Origin of the sequence: Bradyrhizobium sp. CCBAU 45389 (assembly GCF_028128625.1) — a bacterium.
GTDB lineage: Bacteria > Pseudomonadota > Alphaproteobacteria > Rhizobiales > Xanthobacteraceae > Bradyrhizobium > Bradyrhizobium liaoningense_B.
In genome coordinates, this window is sequence record NZ_LBIY01000097.1 from 601,894 (window position 1) to 620,295 (window position 18,402).

Here is an 18,402-nt window from a genome sequence, read left to right on the forward strand (position 1 = left end):
TGCGTTATGCGACGCAGTGGCCGAGCAGCTCGGGATGCGCCGCGCAGATGTGATGTGCGCCGGCCTCGCGCAGCTCGGCCTCGCTGCCATAGCCGTAGAGCACGCCGATCGCGGTCATGCCATTGGTGCGGGCGCCGACCACGTCATGGCTGCGGTCGCCGATCATGATGGCGCTGGCCGCATCGACCTTCGCCTCGTCGAGCGCGTAGCGGAGCAGGTCGCCCTTGCTGACGCGTGTGCCGTCGAGTTCCGAGCCGAACACGCGCTCGAAATAAGGCTTCAGGCCGAAATGATCGACGATGCGGCTGGCGTAGACCGCGGGCTTGCTGGTGGCCACGAACATGCGCGGCGTCGTCTCGGCGAGCGTTGTCAGCGTGTCCACGATACCGGCATAGGCCTCGTTCTCGAACAGGCCGATATCTGAGAAGCGTTCGCGATAGAGCAGCAGCGCCCGGTCGGCGAGCTCGTCGCTTCCCGTGAGCTTCTTCAGGCTGGCAAGTAGCGGCGGCCCGATGCACCAAGTCAGCTCGTCCTCGCTCGGCACCGCCAGGTTCAACCGCTCCAGCGCGTACTGGATCGAGCGGGTGATCCCGGGCTTCGGGTTGGTCAGCGTGCCGTCGAGGTCAAAATAGATTGTGGCCATCAGGGCGGAACCCGCGTTGAGACTGCCGCCCGTTGCTAGTCGGATCAGGCGTCAAGTCAAGGCCCGTCGCGTCATTGCTGCCGGGCCCATGCGACGATCGCTGCGGCGTCCGGGCCGGCCTGGGCTTCCCAGGCGGCGATCGTGCTGGTCGCGGCGTTGCGGAGCACTGCGACGAGGGACGGCGGCGCCGGCTCGGCGATGGTGACACCGTTGTCGCGCATGCGCGCATAATTCTCGGCGGTACGATGGGCGAGCAGCGCGAACTGGCTCTGCTCGGTCTCGGCTGCAGCCGCCATCACCTCGCGCTGCATCGGTTCGGACAGCGCAGCAAAGGCCTCGCTGCGGACGAAGGCGATCGAGATCGGCATCGCATAATTGATGGCCGTGAAATGCGGCAGGAAGTCCCAGAGCTTGCGTCCTGCGCCGCCATCGCCGGAGGTGAGGAATGCGTTCAGCTGGTGCTCCTTCAGCCCGGCAAGCGCCTTGTCCATCGGCAGGAACTGCGCGTTGGCTCCGGCGGTCCGCATCACCGCGCTCGAATTGGCGTCGTAGGCGCGCAAATTCAGCTTCGGCAGATCGTCGGCGCCTGCGAGCGCATGATCGGACCAGAGGCCGGTCGCCGGCCAGATCGTCAGATAGAGCAGCTTCAGGCCGCGGGCGGCGAACGCCTTCTCGTAGAGCGGGCGCGCCCGCGCACTGGTGGCGCGGGCGACGTCGACCGATTGCACCAGGAAGGGCAGGGTGGAGAGGCCGAGCACCGGGTCGAGGCCGGACAGCGCGCCGGCAAAGGCATCGCCGCCGGCGATGCGGCCATCCAGCGCCGCGCGCGGCATCTCGCCCGAATTGATCTTGAGCTCGTTGTCGAAGGCGCCCGTCACGGTCACGAAACCGTTTGTGCGCGCCGCGACGCGATCGGCGAAAGTGGTGAGGCCGATCCCGGAAATGTTGTTTTGCGGGTATTCCGTGGTCATCCGCCAGCTGACCTGCGCCAGGGCCGGCGCGGCGGACAGGACGAGGGCGGCGAGGGCCAGGATCGCGCGGATCCGTCTGGCGGGGGAACGCATTGGGAGAAGCAGGTCAGGCAGCATATATTGGCAACTCGTCGAACCATGGCACGATGCCACAACATGGCGGATCATCTTGTCGCATGCCGCGCCGGCACGCGCCACAGCGATGCTTGGGCAGCGTTGGCGCGAATTGCAGCACTTGCCGTTGTCGCACTGGTCGCGTCGGCGACGCAGGCTGCAGCATGGGACAGCTCGCCCGCGAAAACTGATATCGCCGTCCCCAGCGTCGAGGAGCTTGCGATGCCGCCGCAGAAGCCGGCGGCTGGGCGCGAGAGCGACACGCGGGAGTCGATCTGCCTGATCGTCGAGGCTGCTGCGCGCGATGCCAATCTGCCGCTGGAATTCTTCGCCCGCGTAATCTGGCAGGAAAGCCGCTTCCAGGCCGATGCGGTGGGGCCGATGACGCGCAGCGGCGAGCACGCGCAGGGCATCGCGCAGTTCATGCCGGGGACTGCAAGCGAGCGCGGGCTGCTCAATCCTTTCAACCCGGTGCAGGCGCTACCGAAGTCGGCCGAATTCCTGAACGAGCTGCGCAACCAGTTCGGCAATCTCGGCCTTGCCGCAGCCGCCTACAACGCCGGCCCGCGCCGCGTGCAGGAGTGGCTTGCCGGCACCGGGCCGATGCCGGAGCAGACCCGCAACTACGTCTACGCTATCACAGGCACGAGCGTTGACGCCTGGGCCAAGGCGGGCAGCACCGGCAAGGGCCCGCCGAGTTCGCCGCCGACGAGCTGCCGCGACCTCATGGCCCTGTTGAAGCGCGCGCCAAATCCGTTCGTCGCCGAGCTCGAGCAGCATGTCGAGCTTGCCGCGGCAAAGATCTGGGGCGTGCAGCTCGCCGCCGGCTTCGACCGCAACAGGGCGCTGGCGATGTATTCCCGCGCGGTCACGCGACTGAGCGCGGTGATCGGCGAGCGCGATCCGAGCCTGCTGAGCTCGGTGATGCGCAGCCGCGGCACGCGTGCGTTCTACCAGGTGCGCATCGGGGCCGATACGCGAGCCGAGGCGGATGATCTGTGCAACCGCATCCGTAAGGCCGGCGGCGCCTGCTTCGTACTAAGGAATCGGGGTGTGGCGGGGTAGGAGGCGTCTCTCGTGCGCATGCCAGCCCCGCCGCGCGCTTCCTTGACGCGAGGCGCCGCATTGCCCGTTATGCAGCCACGATTCCGCAACCTCGGCCAACACTCCCGTGGCGCTCCCTCCGCTCGATTCACCTCAATGGCAAAGTCCGTGGCGCGCCTTTGCGTGGGGACTGCGCTCGATCACGCAGACGATCCTCACCATCGTGCTGTTCGTGACCTATCTCGGCATCGGCGCGCTCGCCCATGACACCCATTTCAGCCTGCTCTGGGCGCTGTGCTCGACGCTGTTCGTCTGGGCAGGTCCCGCGCAGATCATTTTGATCACCACGCTCGGCTCGGGCGCCACCATCATCCAGTCGGCGATCGCGGTGACGGTCAGCGCTATCCGCCTGTTTCCGATGGTGGTCTCGGTGCTGCCGCTGATGCGCACGCCGACGACGAAACGGCGCGAGCTTATCTTCGCCGCGCACCTCACCGCGGTGACGCTGTGGGTCGAATGCCACCGCTTCCTGCCGCAGGTGCCGCGCGAGCGGCGCATCGCCTTCGTGCATGGGCTCGGCTGCGGCCTGGTCTCGGTGTGCCTCACCGCCAACACGGTCGGCTATTTCCTCGCCGCCAACCTGACGCAGACGCTCGGCGCGGCGATCCTGCTGCTGACGCCGCTGTCGTTCCTGTTCTCGACCGCGCGCAACAGCCGCGAGGTCGCCGACGTCGTCGCGCTGACGCTCGGAATATTGCTTTATCCGTTGGCGGCGAAGATGAACTCGGGTCTCGACATCCTCGTGAGCGGCGTGGTGGCGGGCACGATCGCCTATGGTGTGCATTGGTGGCGGGAGGTACGCGCATGAATTTCGCCCAGCTCATCGGCGACTGGCATGCGCTCGCTGTGCTGTTCGTCGCCGGCGTCGTTCCCAACCAGATCTGGCGCATGCTGGGTCTGTGGTTCGGCGGCGGCATCGACGAGGGCTCGGAGCTGCTGGTCTGGGTGAGGGCGGTCGCGACCGCGATCCTGGCCGGCGTCATCGCCCAGATCGTGGTCGAGCCGCCCGGGGCGCTGGCCAGTGTGCCTGATGTCCTGCGCTACGGCGCGGTCGCTGCCGGCCTCGTCGTCTTCCTGCTGACCCGCCGCTCGATCTTCGCCGGCGTCGTCACTGGCGAAGTCTTCATGCTGGCCGGCAAGTGGTGGTTGGGCTAAAACCACCGGCGAATAGCGAAGGAACAGGAATTATGGTTCGCGAAAACGAACTCCGCGAGGGCGAGGTCGCTATCGACCTGCCAACGACCGCGGACGCCGGTCTCGTCTTCATCGGCCGCATCCGCACGCCCTGGACCTCGCGGCTGGAGACGCCGCGACAGGGGCGCCAGGACGGCCCGATCTGCCGCCTCGAGATCTTCGAGCCGTTCGTGCCGGCCATCAAGGGCGTCGATTTCTACAGCAATCTCGAAGTGCTGTACTGGCTCGACAAGTCGCGCCGCGACATCATCCTGCAGAGCCCGAAGAACAACGAGAAGACCCGCGGCACGTTTTCGCTGCGCTCGCCGGTGCGGCCCAATCCGATCGGCACGTCGATCGTCAAGCTGGTCGGCATCGAGGGCAATGCCATCCTCGTTCGCGGGCTCGATTGCATCGACAACACGCCGCTGATCGACATCAAGCCCGATCGCTGCGAGTTCACCCCGCTGGCCGCGCCGCAGAAGGGCGATTTCGAGACGGAGTGAGGGGCCGGGATCGTAGCCCGCATGGAGCGCAGCGGAATGCGGGGAAAGTCCCGGATTGCGCTTCGCTCCATCCGGGCTACGGATCTCAGCCCGCCTTCAACACCGCGATCAGCTTGGTCGCGTTCTCTTCCAGCACCTTGACGTATTCCTTGCGGCTCGCGGGCGGCAGCATCGCAACGCCGTCGTGGCGCGGCATGACGTGCATGTGCAGATGGAACACCACCTGTCCGCCGGCGGGCTCGTTGAACTGTTGCACGGTGATGCCGTCGGCGTTGAAGGCCTTCATCGCGGCGATGGCGATCTTCTTCGCACCGCGTGCGACATGAGCGTAGTCGTCGGGCTTGACGTCGAGGATGTTGCGGGCAGGAGCCTTCGGGATCACCAGCGTGTGGCCGGGCACGCGCGGCATGATGTCGAGGAAGGCGAAGACGTGCTCGTCCTCGTAGACCTTGTAGCAGGGCAGCTCACCGCGCAGAATCTTTGCGAAGATGTTGTTGGTGTCGTAGGCGGTCATGGCGGCGGCTCCCGAGAATTTCAAGCTTGGAATTTTCCGCTTACTGTCACCAGCGACGGCGAGGCGTCAAGGCGCCTCGTCGGCGCCTTTTCGGAACGGGCCGAGCTCGGCAAGCTCGCGCCCGGCCTCGGCGACATAGGCGCGCTCGCGCTTGAGGTAATCGTCGATGGCACGGCGTAGGCCGGGATCGGCGATGAAGTGAGCGGAATGGGTCGTGCGCGGCAGGTAGCCGCGCGCGATCTTGTGCTCGCCCTGCGCGCCGGCCTCGACATGGGTGAGGCCGCGCTTGATGGCGAAATCGATCGCCTGATAGTAGCAGACCTCGAAATGCAGGAAGGGATGATGCTCGACCGCGCCCCAGTTGCGGCCGAACAGCGTGTCGGAGCCGATGAAGTTGATCGCCCCCGCAATCCAGCGGCGTTTGCGGCGGGCCATCACCAGCAGCACGTCCTCGCTCATCGTCTCGCCGATCAGCGAGAAGAACTCGCGCGTGAGATAGGGCCGGCCCCATTTGCGCGAGCCGGTCTCCATGTAGAATTCGAAGAACGCGTCCCAGGCGTCCTCAGTGATGTCCTTGCCGGTCAGCCAGTGGATCGTGATCCCGGCCGCCAGCGCGTCGCGCCGCTCGCGCTTGATCGACTTGCGATGGCGCGAGTTCATCGTTGCGAGGAAGTCGTCGAAACTCGCAAAACCCTGGTTGTGCCAGTGGAACTGCTGGTCGGTGCGCTGGAGGAAGCCGTGCTCGGCGAGCAGCTTCCATTCGTCCTCGCGCGCGAAGGTGACGTGCACGGACGAGGCTTTGCTGACGCCGCAGAGCACCATCAGCCCGCTCGCCAGCGCCTCCCTGATCTGGTCGCGGTCGACGCCGTCGCGGACCAGCAGGCGCGGTCCCGTTGCGGGGGTGAAGGGAACCGAAACCTGAAGCTTCGGATAGTAGCGTCCGCCGGCGCGCTCATAGGCATCCGCCCAGCCCCGGTCGAAGACGTACTCGCCCTGGCTGTGCGATTTCAGATAGCAGGGCACGACGCCCGCGACGCGGCCATCGAGCTTGGCCACGAGGTGCCGCGGCCCCCAGCCGGTGCGGATCGTGGCCGAACCCGATTTCTCAACCGCGGAGAGAAAGGCGTGTGAGACGAACGGGTTATAGGCGGGTCTTGAGAGGCCGAGGGAATCGCCTGGAAGGGCGGATAAGGTTCCCGCGCCATGCCCGTTGCAAGCCTTCTCTTTAAGAGCCTTGCCGGGATTGGCGCAGGCGTCCCAATCCTCGGGCGAGACTTCGCCAATGGACGGTACGGCCTCGAGCGTAATGTCGGATGATGCCATTGCGCCCAAGATCGTGCATTGCAGCAGCGACTTCAAGGGGGCGGGGGAACACAGCTCTCGTGCTCCGGACGCGGCGCAGCACGTAGTGGTGCGCTGCTGAGCCGGGGCCCATCTCTCCGAGTAGCGTGCTGCCTGCTGGGTCCCGGCTCTGCGCAGCAACGCTACGCGTCGCAGCGCGTCCGGGACACGGGAGCGCCTATGGCACAAACCCCTCGAAGATCATCTGATCCGCATATTGCTTGACCCGCGTCCGCTGCTCGCCCGTGCGCACGGTCCAGCCGAGCAGGGCGCAGCCGAACAAATTGCGGGCGATCCAGGGGGCGGGGGCCGGCAGGTGGTCGACCTTGAAGGCGACGAAGTGCGGCTGGGTCTGCAAGCCGTGGCGCAGGTACAGCATGCTGTCGCGCTGCTCCTTCGTCAGGTAGGCCCAGTACTCGTCCTCATAGCTCCGCTGCGCGACGATGCCGCGCGGGCGAGCGGGCAACAGCTCGCGTAGCGCCAGCACCTGGTCGGGGTCGAAGGACATGCCGACGGCAGGGCCGTCATAGGATGCCAGCACCTCGGCCATCCGCTTGATCAGCTTGCGGTCGCCGCCAAAACGGCTCTTCACCTCGATCACCAGGGGCACGCGGCCGGCGACCATGGCGCAGAGGTCGGACAGCGACATCATCCGCTCGTCGGTGTCCTTGAACCTGACGGCTTTCAGCTCGGCCGCAGTCTTCTCGATCACCTCGCCGGTGGCCTCGGTGAGGCGGCCGAGCGCGTGGTCGTGGTGCACCATGGCCTCGCCGTCGGACGAGAGCTGGATGTCGACCTCGATCGAGAAATTGCCAGCGATCGCAGCCTGCACCGCGCCCGGCATGTTCTCGACGATGCCGCGGGAGATGTCGTGCAGGCCGCGATGGGCGACCGGCCGGGCTGTCAGCCAATCCGGAGCGCGCATGCGCGTCAGGCGACCTCGAACACGCCTTCGACCTCGACCGCCGCATCCGCGGGCAGCGAGGCGACACCGACGGTGGTGCGGGCATGGCGGCCCTTGTCGCCGAAGGCGGCAACCATGAGATCCGAGGCGCCGTTGAGCACCTTCGGCCCGTCCAGGAAGTCGGGCGCCGAGTTGATGAAGCCGCCGAGGCGCACCACGCGCACGACCTTGTCGAGATCGCCGAGCGCCGCCTTGACCTGGGCCAGCAGGTTGACCGCGCAGCCGCGCGCCGCCGCCGCGCCGTCCTCGATCGAGACGCCGGCGCCCAGCTTGCCCTTGGCGATCAGCTTGCCGGCGGGGTCGAAGCAGACCTGGCCCGAGACGAACAGCAGATTGCCGGTCCGCACGAACGGGACGTAATTGGCAACGGGGGTGGGCGCCTCGTGCAGCTTGATGCCCTGTTCCGCCAGTTTCTGCTCGACCGTGCTCGCCATGTCCGACCTCGTTGTCCAAAAATCATTCACCCCGGCACGTCCGCAGGCGGCCGGGCGCGCCCTGTTTCGCCCATCGAGCCGCCACATGCAAGCAACCGGCGGGGCTGCATTTTGTTAAGGCAGGGCAGCAGGTTCAGCGCGGGGGCCGCAATTTTACGTGAAACGGCCTCAGTTGCGACGCAATGGAACGGTCATTAAAATGTCGAATCTGCGCTTTCCTCAGGGAACAGACATGGTGCACCTTTTCCGGACTTCGCTCGGTGTGATGGCGCTCGCGGCGGCCGCTTTCGGCCCAAGCGGCGGGGCGCTTGCTGCCAATGGTCCGTTCTTGGCGCACCAGGCGCTCTATGACCTGAGCCTCGTCAAATCGCGCTCCAATTCGGTCAACAGCGCGCGCGGCCGCATCCTCTACAATTTCACCGGCAGCTCCTGCGAGGGCTACACCTCCGAATTCCGTCAGGTCTCCGAGCTCGACAGCGGCGAGGGCAAGGTCACGCTCAGCGACCTCCGCTCCAATTCCTGGGAGGACGCCACGGGCAAAAGCTACCGCTTCAAGATCGAGACGCGGATGAACGAGGCCGATGCCGGCCGCGTCGACGGCTCGGCGGAACGCGACGGCGACCACATCAACGTCAAGCTGAAGCTGCCGGCGCCGAAGAGCTTCACGCTCGACGGCAAGATCGTGTTCCCGACCGAGCAGATCCAGCGCATCATCGCCGCAGCCAAGGACGGCAAGTCGCTGCTCGAGCTTTCCGTCTATGACGGCTCCGATGACGGCCAGAAGGTCTACAACACGCTGACCGTGATCGGCCAGCCGATCGCCGCCGACCGCGCCACCTCATCCGATCCGTCGACGTCCGACGAGCACATGAAGTCGCTGAAGCGCTGGCCTGTCACCGTCAGCTATTTCGACCGCGTGGCCCAGCAGAAGGAAGGCGAGCAGACGCCGATCTATGCGATGGCGTTCGAGCTCTACGAGAACGGCGTCTCGCGCCAGCTCGTGCTCGACTACAACGATTTCGTCATCTCCGGCGCGATGGGCAAGTTCGACGCGAAGGACAGCAAGCCCTGCAATTGAGGGCGGATCCCTCTGCGCGAGCACTGCCGTAGGGTGGGCAAAGCGTAGCGTGCCCACCACTTCCCAGGTGAGCTGCAGGATCGTGGGCACGGCGCTGTGCGCCTTTGCCCACCCTACGAGATCTCTCTTCGCCGCTTTGCTCCTCGTAGTGACAGACTAGCTCTCGTCACACTCTCCAGCTACGCTCTCTCCCAACCACAAACTCCGGGAGCCCCTCCATGCCCAAGCTCGACCATCTCCGCCCCAGCGGCCTGCATCACAATCCCGCTTATTCCCACGTCGTCACGGCCACCGGCGCGCGGACGATCTACATTTCCGGCCAGGTCTCGACCGACGAGGAAGGACGCATCGTCGGCGAGGGCGATATCGCCGCGCAGACGACGCAGGTGATGCAGAATCTCGGGCACGCGCTGAAGGCGGCCGGCGCCAGCTATTCCAACATCGTGAAGATCACCACCTTCGTCGTGAACTACAAGCCGGAGCTGCGCCCGATCATCGGCAAGGCGCGCTCGGCCTTCTTCGAAGGCATGGAGCCGCCGGCCTCGACCCTCGTCGGCGTCTCCGCACTCGCCGCGCCGGAATGGCTGATCGAGATCGAGGCAATCGCGGTCGCGGATTGAGGTGGTGAAGGAATGACGTCGCAAAGTGCCATTCGGATCGCGGCTGCGTTGATGAGCAGGAGCGATGGGCGTGTCCTCCTGGTCAGGAAGAAGGCCACCGAAAGCTTCATGCAGCCTGGCGGAAAGATCGAGGCCGGCGAGCATCCGCAGGTCGCGCTCAGGCGGGAATTGTCCGAGGAGCTCGGGATTGACGTCGATCCGAACGAGATGGCCTACCTTGGACGATACATTGCGCCTGCCGCGAATGAGCCGGGGCGGCAGGTCGATGCGGAAGTGTTCCGCATCGTCATCGCACATCCAGTCGAGCCGGGCGCGGAGATCGAGGAGATTCTCTGGCTCGATCCGTCCTCGCCTGGAGCAGTCAAGCTCGCGCCTCTGACGCGCGACAAGCTGCTTCCGCTGTGTTCATAGCCCCTGCCGTAGCCCGGATGGAGCGAAGCGTAATCCGGGAAACCTGTCGCTGAGGATAGACTGTCCCGGATTGCGCTGCGCTCCATCCGGGCTACGAGCCGGGCGTCTCCTTCAGAACGGCCATCGCTTCATCGGCCCGATCAACCGGGACGAAGAGATGGTCGTGGTGAAAGGCCGACACGGCGTTCACGCTGATGCCCGCTTCGGCCAGACGCGCCGTGATTGCTGCAAGAAAGCCCACCGCGTCGAGCGCGGAGTGAACCGTCAGGGTGATCAGGCGCGAGGGGAATGCGTAGCGTAGTCCGGTACGTTCGGCCTCCTCGCGCAGGATCACCAGCGTTGTTCCTTCGCGTTCGTGGAACGTCAGCATCGGGCTGATGGTGGCTGGAATGCTCGCGCTCGGTGCAAGCGTGCAAAACACGAAGATGCCGTCCAGGATCTCCGGCTTCATGTCACGCAGCAGTGCGTCGAGATGGCGTTCGCCTGTCACGGTGCCAGCCCCCGAACCGGTAGGATCATTTGAGCCGCTGCGAAGCCATTGGCGTCAGCGGCTGATGAAGCCCCAACCAACATACCTTTGTATATCTCCACAAATCCTTCGAATACTCCGATCTTACGCTGGTACAATTGAGCGACGGCGGGAGATTCTTACAATTTGAGTCCACTCGGGTCACTGCGAGGAAGCTCAAATGAATGTCGTCATTCGAAAGCTCAACGGCTTGTGGCACCTCATCATCGGGTCTTGTCAGATCCGAACTCCGTTCCTGGAGAATCAGGATCGGCAGTTGGTCGTTCAGTATGCCAGGCGCGTCTATCCGGGTGCACGGATCTTCGAACGCGACTGAGTCGAGCAGGATCAGATCACTCCTGCGTCTTCTCCGGCCCGTCATAGGCAATGCCGCGGATCACCGCGGCGCTGCCGAACTTCTTCCGCAGGCTGTCCACGGCACGTTCGGCATGGGCTGCTCGGCGGTCGAGCATGTCGGTGTCGTCGATCGCCGAGCCCTCGCGTAGCGCGCTGACGCCGGCGCCCATCAGGCGAAAGGCGGTGCCGTCGATCTCTTTCGCCAGCATTTCGCGGCAGATCGAAAAAATCTTTGCAGCAAGTTGCGTCGGCGCGGCGATCGACTGCGAGCGGGTGCGCTGGCGGAAATCGGCGGTCTTCAGCTTCAGCGTCACGGTCGAGCCGGCGAGCTCGCTGCTCTTCAGGCGCGACGACGTCTTCTCGCAGAGCCGCCACAGGATCTTCTCCAGCGTCGCGAAATCGCGGATGTCGGTCTCGAAGGTGGTCTCGCTGGAAATGGTCTTGGCGCCGCGATCGGCCTCGACGCGGCGGTCGTCGATGCCGCGGGCGAGCCGCCACAGCCTGCGGCCGTCGCTCGGAAACTGCCGCATCATCTCGATCTCGTCGGCCTTTTGCAGGTCGGCGATGATCCGGAAGCCGCGCTGCACCAGGCGCTCCTGGGTCGCCGGTCCCACGCCGAAGATGAAGCCGACCGGCTTTTCCGCCAGCATCGCGCGCGCCTCCTCCTGGTCGAGCGCGGCAAAGCCGCGCGGCTTGTCGAGGTCGGAGGCGATCTTGGCCAGGAACTTGTTGCAGGACAGGCCGACCGAGACGGTGATGCCGATGTCGCGTTCGACCTCGCGGGCAAAGCGCGCCAGCACCTTGGCGGGGATCATGCCATGCACCCGCTCGGTGCCGGAGAGATCGAGGAAGGCTTCATCGATCGAGAGCGGCTCGACCAGCGGCGTCAGGGCCTGCATGGCCTGGCGCACCTCGCGGCCGACGCGGACGTATTTGGCCATGTCCGGCCGGATCACGGTCGCATGCGGGCAGGCCTCGAGCGCCTTGAACATCGGCATCGCCGAGCGCACGCCATAGGTGCGTGCGATGTAGCAGGCGGCCGACACCACGCCGCGTTTTCCGCCGCCGATGATGACGGGCTTGTCGGCGATGTCAGGATTGTCGCGCTTCTCGACCGTCGCATAGAAGGCGTCGCAGTCGATATGGGCGATGGTCAGCGAGGCGAGCGCCCGGTGGCGGACGAGGCGAGGGGAACCGCAGGCCGAGCAGCGGCGGACGCTCATGTCCAGATCGGCCAGACAATCCCGGCAGAAGCAGCGGGGCCCGGCCGGGACGGGGGTGCTCACGGCACGTCGCGCTCCCAATTGGGGTCGCCGAGCGCATCGCCAAGGACCTGCCGCGCTGCGGCAACGTTGGTCGGATGCAGCTCCGAGGCTGTCGCAAAGGCCTTCACGGTGGCGTCATCGCGCAGCACGAAATCGAGCACGTTGAGGAGGAAATTCGGGTCCGCGGCGGCGTTCCGGAGCGTCTCCGGGCCGACACCTGTCTCGGCCAGGAACAGGCCCAGCCGCTCGGGGTCGCCCGCAACAAAGGACAGCGCCTGAATCGCAACGATTTCAGCGACTTCGCGAGGGTTGTGAACAGGCTTTTTCACGGGCCCGGTTTGCCTTTCCGTTAACTTTCGGTGTCTACTTTGCATCATGCCCGAGTCTCCGCCTTGAGTCTTGCGATCCCGGGGCAAGCAACTGGAAACCACATCGCAGAAAGTGGCCCCTCGGGTTTAACGAAACTAGAGCGAATCTGAGGCTAGTTTGAATCCAGTTTTCGAAGCGCCGGCGAGCGGCGCCTGAGGCGTCACATGTATCCGGCTTCGTGCCAATCAGGAGGGCGGGATGGCTAAGACCGTCCTGATCGTGGAAGACAACGAGCTCAACATGAAGCTCTTCCGCGACCTGTTGGAAGCACATGGCTACCAGACTTCGGGCACCAGCAACGGTTACGAGGCGCTCGATCTGGTGCGCAAGATGCGACCCGACCTCGTGCTGATGGACATCCAGTTGCCGCAGGTCTCCGGCCTCGAGGTGACGCGCTGGATCAAGGACGATCCGGAGCTGCGCACCATTCCCGTCGTCGCGGTCACGGCGTTCGCGATGAAGGGCGACGAAGAACGCATCCGCGAGGGCGGCTGCGAGGCCTATTTGTCCAAGCCGATCTCGGTCGGCAAATTCATAGAGACGGTCCGGCGTTTTATCGGATAGGAAGTGAGTGCACAGTGTCCGCGCGTATCCTCGTCGTCGATGACGTTCCTGCCAACGTCAAGCTGCTAGAGGCCCGTCTGTCCGCCGAATATTTCGACGTGATGACCGCCTCGAACGGCGCCGAGGCACTGGCGATCAGTAGGCGGGCCGAATGCGACATCATCCTGCTCGACGTGATGATGCCTGACATGGACGGCTTTGAAGTCTGCCGCCGCCTGAAGTCCGATCCGGCCACGCACCACATTCCCGTCGTGATGGTCACTGCGCTCGACAGCCCCGCCGACCGCAACCGCGGCCTCGAAGCCGGCGCCGACGATTTCCTCACCAAGCCCGTCTCCGACGTCGTGCTGATCGCGCGCGTGCGCTCGCTGACGCGGCTGAAGATGATGACCGATGAGCTGCGCATGCGCGCCATCACCTCGCTCGAGATCGGTATGCAGGCGCCCGAACGCAGCGCCGTCGCCGACACCGGCAAGGGTGGCCGTATCCTCCTGGTCGACGACCGCGAGTCCTCCTATCAGCGGCTGGCGACGATCCTCGCCGCCGAGCACACCATCGACGTCGAGCCGAACCCGACGGAAGCGCTGTTCCACGCCGCCGAGGGCAATTACGATTTGCTGATCGTCTCGCTCGACCTCAACAATTTCGACGGTCTCAGGCTCTGCAGCCAGGCGCGCTCGCTGGAGCGCACGCGCCACGTGCCGATCCTCGCCATCGCCGACCCCGAGAACTCGACGCGGCTGCTCCGCGGCCTCGAGATCGGCGTCAACGACTATCTGCTGCGCCCCATCGACAAGACCGAGCTGCTGGCGCGCGCCCGCACCCAGATCCGCCGGCGCCGCTACACCGATCATTTGCGCGACAACGTGCAGAACTCGATCGAGATGGCGATCACCGACGCGCTCACGGGCCTGCACAATCGCCGCTATATGGAGAGCCATCTGGCGACGCTCGCCGAGCAGGCCGCGACCCGCGGCAAGCCGCTGGCGCTGATGATCCTCGACATCGACTACTTCAAGTCGATCAACGACAATTACGGCCACGACGCCGGCGACGACGTGCTGCGCGAGTTCGCAGTGCGCGTGCGCAAGTCGATCCGCGGCATTGATCTCGCCTGCCGCTACGGCGGCGAGGAGTTCGTCATCGTGATGCCGGAGACCGATCTCCACGTCGCCGGCATGGTCGCCGAGCGCCTGCGCCGCTCGATCGCGGGCGAGCCGTTCGCGATCCACAAGGGCAGCAAGCGCATCGAGGTCACGATCTCGATCGGGCTCACCACGCTGGAGCAGAAGGGCGAGGCGGTCGCCGACGTCCTCAAGCGCGCCGACACCGCGCTCTACCGGGCCAAGCACGACGGCCGCAATCGCGTGGTGTCGCAGGCGGCGTGAGAGCTGCTGCGACTTAAAAGTTGCGAAACAACCCCATGCACAGTAGGCGGCGCTAGTCGGATCAATGGCTTGCGTGGGTGGCAAACAGGGCTTGCGCTGGCGGTAGCGCTGTTTGACCCGTCGGGCAAAACAGGAGCATATTGATACGATCACGGCAGTCCTACAAACTCCGCTGTCATTCCCCGCGAAGGCGGGGAATCCAGTACGCCGCGGCCTCTCGGTTCAATCACAACCGCCTCTGGAATACTGGATCACCCGCCTTCGCGGGTGATGACACCTGACGATACGGGGACAGCGACTATTTCGCGGGCTTGCGTCCCTTCTCCGCATCACCACCCACATCCACCCCGGCATTCCGCAGCAACACCGTCGCCGCTTCCTTCGCCGCCCGCGCCATCGCCGGATCGTCGCGCACGAGGTCCTGGGCGATCGAGCCGTCGACCAGCAGCACGAGCTGCGTCGCCAGCGCCTCCGCATTGGCAACGCCGAGCTCGTTCAACCGCTCGCGAAACCAGAGGCGGCGGCTTTCCTTGAAGGCGATCGCGATCTTCTTCACGGCGCGGTCGGAGGGCCCGAGCTCGGCGACCGCATTCACGAATGGGCAGCCGCGAAAATCCTTCGCCGCAAAGCGCCGCTCCAGCGAATCGAACGTTGCAAGAATCTGCTCGGCCGGCGGCTTGTCTGAGGGGCGGGCGTGCACGAAGCGGCGCTCGAGGTAGGCCGCGATCAGCGCGTCCTTGGAGGGGAAGTGGTTGTAGAGCGTGCGCTTGGAGATGCCGATCTCGGCCGCGATGGTGTCGACACCGATGGCACGAATACCTTGCAGATAGAACAGCTTGTCGGCGGTCTGAAGGATCCGCTCTTTCATCGTCTGTGGGGCGGGCGGGGGAGCCATGCGGAGCTAAGCGTCCTGTTCGCTTGACAGCTGCGGCCATCTATAGCCTAAGTACACAGGTCTGTGTAACCAAAATCATCGGCAAAAACAGACGACGGCACGCGTGCCGCGCCCAAAAGGGAGAAGAAAAATGCCCCTGTTGCAGGTCCTGCGTCCGACCTTGCCGATCCTGATCGGCGCCTCGATCATGCTGACGCTGAGCATGGGGCTGCGGCAGAGCCTCGGCATCTTCATGCAGCCGCTGACGCATGACATCCACATTTCGATCTCGGACTTCACGCTGGCGCTGGCCGTGCAGAACCTCGCCTGGGGCTTCCTGCAGCCGCCCGCCGGCGCGCTCACGGTGCGCTACGGCTTTCGCCCGATCATGATCGTGGGCGCGCTGATGTACATTGCGGGGCTCGCGCTGATGGCGACCGCGAACGGGCTCGTCAGCATCATGATCGGCGGCGGCATTCTGATCGGCACCTCGCTCGCCTGTACCGCAGCCGCGATCGCGATGTCGGTGGCCGCGCGCGCGGTGCCCGAAACGGTGCGCTCGACCGTGCTCGGCATCGTCTCCGGCGCGGGCTCGCTCGGCGCGCTCTTGTCGGCGCCGATCGGGCAGATGCTCAACGAAGGTTTCGGCTGGCGCATCGGGCTAGCCGGCTTCGTCGTCATGTCGGTGCTGATGATCCCCGCGGCCTGGTACGCCGGGCGCATCGACAGGATCCCGCTGCCGAAGCCGGCCGCTGATGACATCGGCGACGCCTCGGCCGCGACTGCGGCGAAAACCGCGTTCGGCAACGCCTCCTTCGTGGTGATGACCTGCGCCTATCTCGTCTGCGGCATGCAGCTCGTGTTTCTGACCACGCACCTGCCGTCCTACCTTGCGATCTGCGGCCTCGATCCGATGCTGAGCGCGCAGACGCTCGGCATGATCGGCGGCTTCAACGTGCTCGGCTCGCTGTTCTTCGGCTGGGCCGGCCAGCGCTGGAACAAGCTCGCGCTCCTGGGCGGCATCTACATCCTGCGCTCGCTGGCGCTCGCCTGGTACTTCATGCTCCCGGCAACGCCGTTCTCGACGCTGCTGTTCGGCGCGATCATGGGCTTCCTCTGGATGGGCGTCGGCCCGCTGGTCGCCGGCGCCGTCGCCGAGATGTTCGGCCTGCGCTGGCAGGCGATGATCCAGGGCCTCGCCTTCATGAGCCACCAGATCGGCAGCTTCCTCGGCGCCTATGGAGGCGGGGTGCTCTACGACGCGCTCGGCTCCTACACCATGGCCTGGCGTATCGGCGTCGCGCTTGGCCTTGCCGGCGGCATCGTACAGGTGGCGTTCGCGCTGACCCGGCCGTCGCAGCCGCCGGCACCGGTGTTGAAGGCGGCGTAGAAGGGGCGGGCTGGCTAGTCAGCCTTGAGAGTTACAGCGGACGTCGCGCTGTTCGATCGTGATAGGCCGCTTGTAACCCGAAGCCGACATTGGTCGGCGAGGGCGCCCAAAATTGAAAAAGGGCCGCTGGCAATATGTCCAGCGGCCTCCGCGCTTAACGTGGTTTGCCGCCGGGTGGCGCCCGGACTAGAGATCGATGCTAACAGCGATGTTACGGCCCTGTAGTTCGGCAATCTTCAACCCGTCAGCCATCACCTGCGCGAACTCCGGGTCCTTTGCCACGGCCTCCTGCACTTTGCCGTAGACCTCCCAATTGGTGTAGCGCGTCGTAACCAGCAACTCTCCTGCCCAATGGCCAGTGTGGAAACGGGACAGCCGAAGAAATTCGGCGCCGTGTTTTTCGAAGATTTTCTTCGCCCGCCCGACAACCTTGGTCATTTCCTCGGGCTTGTCGGTTTTGAAGCGAGTGAATTGAACGATCGGCATGGGACTACCTCCTTAGCGATGTAAAATGTCCAAGAGGCATGTATCGAGTGACCTTTGGGAGCGAACCCCAATGCAATCTCGATGAAGGTTTGTCTTCATCGATTAATTTTGGTTCAGGGTTCGCAAGAGACAGTAACGCTGCCGTATCTCGGCTCACATCGTTACTGGCTAAAACCGGTGGGCCGATATCAAGACCTGAGCTGTTCGGGCGTGTAGAGCAGCTCACATCACGCGAGGACTTGCCGATGACATCGAATTCCGTCCCATTCGGCTGTCCGCTCAGTAGGACATAGCTAGACTTGCTCACGCCGAGTTCTTCGCATTTTGACCCATTGCGCCCCGTTTGCGGTGCGCAAGGAAAATCCGAAGTTAGGGCCAAACCGGAAGTCGTCGGTTAAGCTTAAACTGGCGCTTTGACCCGCACCTGACATCCGTGGTCAGTTTTTGCTGTGGGGCGCAATCCTAGTTCGAAGGTGTGGTAAGTTGTAGTCATTCGCCCGAGGGCATCGCTCAGTAGCGAGGACATCAGATGAGCCTATTGTATGGACCTGTCCACCGTTCATTGCAGGACCGTTTCGACACACGGCGGCTTGCCGACAATGTCGAAGCGCGCGTGGTGCTCACCGAAGTCTCGCCCGAGCATAAGGCGTTCATTGAAAGCCGCGACATGTTCTTCCTGTCTACCATTGATCATCAGGGCCGACCAACCGTGTCCTATAAGGGCGGCGATCCCGGGTTTGTTCGTGTTATCAATAGTAAGACCGTCGTCTTTCCTTGTTACGATGGTAACGGCATGTTCTATTCTACAGGTAATTTGCTTGGAAATCCGCAGGTCGGCATGCTCTTTATCAACTTTGAGAAGCCGCATCGTCTGCGCCTGCAAGGCATCGCCAGTATTGATGATAACGATCCTCTGCTGTCGGAGTACGCTGAGGCGCAACTGGTCGTCCGGGTGAGCGTGACTGAAATTTTTCGTAACTGCCCACGCTATGTACACCGATACAAAAAGATACAACCGTCAGAATTTGTGCCTCGCTCGACATGCGAAACGCCTTTGGCCCCCTGGAAGCGTGTCGATGATATACAGGCCTCTTTACCCGCGAAGGACCGCGCTCGCGTCGAGCGAGAAGGCAATCTGCTCTCGCGAGCAGAGTATGAAAAGTACCTCAGTGACGTTGGGAGCCGCGAGACTTAAGCCGCGTGACTGACGATACAAGAACGTTGGGCACGACCGCCGATGAGATGATCGAGTAAAGGCATTTTGCTGCACTGCATGAGTCCGAGAATGGCCCAACGTTGACATCGAACGACCGGGCATAAAGGTCGTC

Annotated in this window: 23 protein-coding genes; 12 read left to right on the forward strand and 11 right to left on the reverse strand. The window is 64.4% G+C overall.

The annotated features are described in order from the left end of the window. Positions 1-4: 4 nt before the first annotated feature. The gene (locus XH79_RS35875) at positions 5-643 is read right to left on the reverse strand and encodes an HAD family hydrolase (RefSeq protein WP_271584728.1); all 639 of its coding nucleotides are present in this window, start codon (positions 641-643) and stop codon (positions 5-7) included. Between the two features lie 71 nt (positions 644-714). Beyond that, the gene (locus XH79_RS35880; protein ID WP_271584729.1) at positions 715-1,731 is read right to left on the reverse strand and encodes a TRAP transporter substrate-binding protein; all 1,017 of its coding nucleotides are present in this window, start codon (positions 1,729-1,731) and stop codon (positions 715-717) included. A 39-nt stretch (positions 1,732-1,770) separates the two neighbouring features. On the opposite strand from XH79_RS35880, the gene XH79_RS35885 reads away from it, so the two are divergent. From XH79_RS35885 to tsaA, 4 genes are all read left to right on the forward strand, one after another. Further along, on the forward strand, positions 1,771-2,793 hold the full coding sequence (locus XH79_RS35885; RefSeq protein WP_271584730.1) for a lytic transglycosylase domain-containing protein: 1,023 nt from the start codon (positions 1,771-1,773) through the stop codon (positions 2,791-2,793). 106 nt (positions 2,794-2,899) lie between these two features. Further along, complete coding sequence (locus tag XH79_RS35890; RefSeq protein WP_271584731.1) at positions 2,900-3,640, forward strand: AzlC family ABC transporter permease; 741 nt, start codon at positions 2,900-2,902, stop codon at positions 3,638-3,640. Further along, on the forward strand, positions 3,637-3,987 hold the full coding sequence (locus tag XH79_RS35895) for an AzlD domain-containing protein (protein WP_271584732.1): 351 nt from the start codon (positions 3,637-3,639) through the stop codon (positions 3,985-3,987). Before XH79_RS35890 ends, XH79_RS35895 begins: the two co-directional genes overlap by 4 nt. A gap of 32 nt (positions 3,988-4,019) precedes the next feature. Continuing rightward, positions 4,020-4,511 (forward strand): tRNA (N6-threonylcarbamoyladenosine(37)-N6)-methyltransferase TrmO, encoded by a 492-nt coding sequence (gene tsaA / locus XH79_RS35900; protein WP_271584733.1) that lies wholly within the window; start codon positions 4,020-4,022, stop codon positions 4,509-4,511. An 85-nt stretch (positions 4,512-4,596) separates the two neighbouring features. On the opposite strand, the gene XH79_RS35905 is transcribed toward tsaA, so the two are convergent. The 4 genes from XH79_RS35905 to XH79_RS35920 form a co-directional block, all read right to left on the reverse strand. Beyond that, positions 4,597-5,025: an HIT family protein gene (locus XH79_RS35905; protein ID WP_271584734.1), complete on the reverse strand. Its 429-nt coding sequence runs from the start codon at positions 5,023-5,025 to the stop codon at positions 4,597-4,599. A 66-nt stretch (positions 5,026-5,091) separates the two neighbouring features. Next, positions 5,092-6,348, reverse strand: coding sequence for a GNAT family N-acetyltransferase (locus XH79_RS35910; RefSeq protein WP_271584735.1), 1,257 nt, complete (start codon positions 6,346-6,348; stop codon positions 5,092-5,094). A 196-nt stretch (positions 6,349-6,544) separates the two neighbouring features. Then, the gene (locus XH79_RS35915) at positions 6,545-7,291 is read right to left on the reverse strand and encodes a glycerophosphodiester phosphodiesterase (protein WP_271584736.1); all 747 of its coding nucleotides are present in this window, start codon (positions 7,289-7,291) and stop codon (positions 6,545-6,547) included. 5 nt (positions 7,292-7,296) lie between these two features. Beyond that, the gene (locus XH79_RS35920; RefSeq protein ID WP_271584737.1) at positions 7,297-7,764 is read right to left on the reverse strand and encodes a RidA family protein; all 468 of its coding nucleotides are present in this window, start codon (positions 7,762-7,764) and stop codon (positions 7,297-7,299) included. Positions 7,765-7,996: 232 nt separating this feature from the next. Between XH79_RS35920 and XH79_RS35925 the strand changes: the two genes are divergently transcribed. The 3 genes from XH79_RS35925 (at position 7,997) to XH79_RS35935 (ending at position 9,873) form a co-directional block, all read left to right on the forward strand. Then, positions 7,997-8,842 (forward strand): cell envelope integrity EipB family protein, encoded by an 846-nt coding sequence (locus XH79_RS35925; RefSeq protein ID WP_271584738.1) that lies wholly within the window; start codon positions 7,997-7,999, stop codon positions 8,840-8,842. A 218-nt stretch (positions 8,843-9,060) separates the two neighbouring features. Further along, complete coding sequence (locus XH79_RS35930) at positions 9,061-9,462, forward strand: RidA family protein (protein ID WP_028143958.1); 402 nt, start codon at positions 9,061-9,063, stop codon at positions 9,460-9,462. A 51-nt stretch (positions 9,463-9,513) separates the two neighbouring features. Continuing rightward, positions 9,514-9,873 (forward strand): NUDIX hydrolase, encoded by a 360-nt coding sequence (locus XH79_RS35935; RefSeq protein WP_433996615.1) that lies wholly within the window; start codon positions 9,514-9,516, stop codon positions 9,871-9,873. Positions 9,874-9,964: 91 nt separating this feature from the next. On the opposite strand, the gene XH79_RS35940 is transcribed toward XH79_RS35935, so the two are convergent. Next, the gene (locus XH79_RS35940; RefSeq protein ID WP_212335820.1) at positions 9,965-10,363 is read right to left on the reverse strand and encodes an ACT domain-containing protein; all 399 of its coding nucleotides are present in this window, start codon (positions 10,361-10,363) and stop codon (positions 9,965-9,967) included. A gap of 199 nt (positions 10,364-10,562) precedes the next feature. On the opposite strand from XH79_RS35940, the gene XH79_RS35945 reads away from it, so the two are divergent. Next, on the forward strand, positions 10,563-10,718 hold the full coding sequence (locus tag XH79_RS35945; protein WP_212335821.1) for a hypothetical protein: 156 nt from the start codon (positions 10,563-10,565) through the stop codon (positions 10,716-10,718). Positions 10,719-10,734: 16 nt separating this feature from the next. On the opposite strand, the gene XH79_RS35950 is transcribed toward XH79_RS35945, so the two are convergent. After that, positions 10,735-12,024: a DNA polymerase IV gene (locus tag XH79_RS35950; protein WP_212335822.1), complete on the reverse strand. Its 1,290-nt coding sequence runs from the start codon at positions 12,022-12,024 to the stop codon at positions 10,735-10,737. Next, a complete protein-coding gene (locus tag XH79_RS35955; RefSeq protein WP_271584739.1) occupies positions 12,021-12,332 on the reverse strand; it encodes a DUF3572 domain-containing protein in 312 nt (103 codons plus the stop codon). The genes XH79_RS35950 and XH79_RS35955 overlap by 4 nt, the downstream gene beginning before the upstream one ends. 238 nt (positions 12,333-12,570) lie before the next feature. On the opposite strand from XH79_RS35955, the gene XH79_RS35960 reads away from it, so the two are divergent. Together XH79_RS35960 and XH79_RS35965 are read left to right on the forward strand one after the other, a co-directional pair. After that, on the forward strand, positions 12,571-12,936 hold the full coding sequence (locus XH79_RS35960) for a response regulator (RefSeq protein ID WP_027553080.1): 366 nt from the start codon (positions 12,571-12,573) through the stop codon (positions 12,934-12,936). Between the two features lie 14 nt (positions 12,937-12,950). Continuing rightward, positions 12,951-14,324, forward strand: a complete 1,374-nt coding sequence (locus XH79_RS35965; protein WP_271584740.1) for a PleD family two-component system response regulator — start codon at positions 12,951-12,953, stop codon at positions 14,322-14,324. Positions 14,325-14,622: 298 nt separating this feature from the next. Here the strand turns inward: XH79_RS35965 and XH79_RS35970 are convergent, their stop codons facing one another. After that, positions 14,623-15,219, reverse strand: coding sequence for a TetR/AcrR family transcriptional regulator (locus XH79_RS35970; protein ID WP_212335825.1), 597 nt, complete (start codon positions 15,217-15,219; stop codon positions 14,623-14,625). Positions 15,220-15,349: 130 nt separating this feature from the next. Here XH79_RS35970 and XH79_RS35975 point away from each other — a divergent pair, with 130 nt between their 5' ends. After that, positions 15,350-16,588: an MFS transporter gene (locus XH79_RS35975; protein ID WP_212335826.1), complete on the forward strand. Its 1,239-nt coding sequence runs from the start codon at positions 15,350-15,352 to the stop codon at positions 16,586-16,588. Positions 16,589-16,774: 186 nt separating this feature from the next. Here XH79_RS35975 and XH79_RS35980 read toward each other — a convergent pair whose 3' ends face one another. Continuing rightward, positions 16,775-17,074, reverse strand: a complete 300-nt coding sequence (locus XH79_RS35980; RefSeq protein WP_212335827.1) for a hypothetical protein — start codon at positions 17,072-17,074, stop codon at positions 16,775-16,777. Positions 17,075-17,603: 529 nt separating this feature from the next. Here XH79_RS35980 and XH79_RS35985 point away from each other — a divergent pair. Further along, positions 17,604-18,269, forward strand: coding sequence for a pyridoxamine 5'-phosphate oxidase family protein (locus XH79_RS35985; RefSeq protein WP_271584742.1), 666 nt, complete (start codon positions 17,604-17,606; stop codon positions 18,267-18,269). Positions 18,270-18,402: the final 133 nt, after the last annotated feature.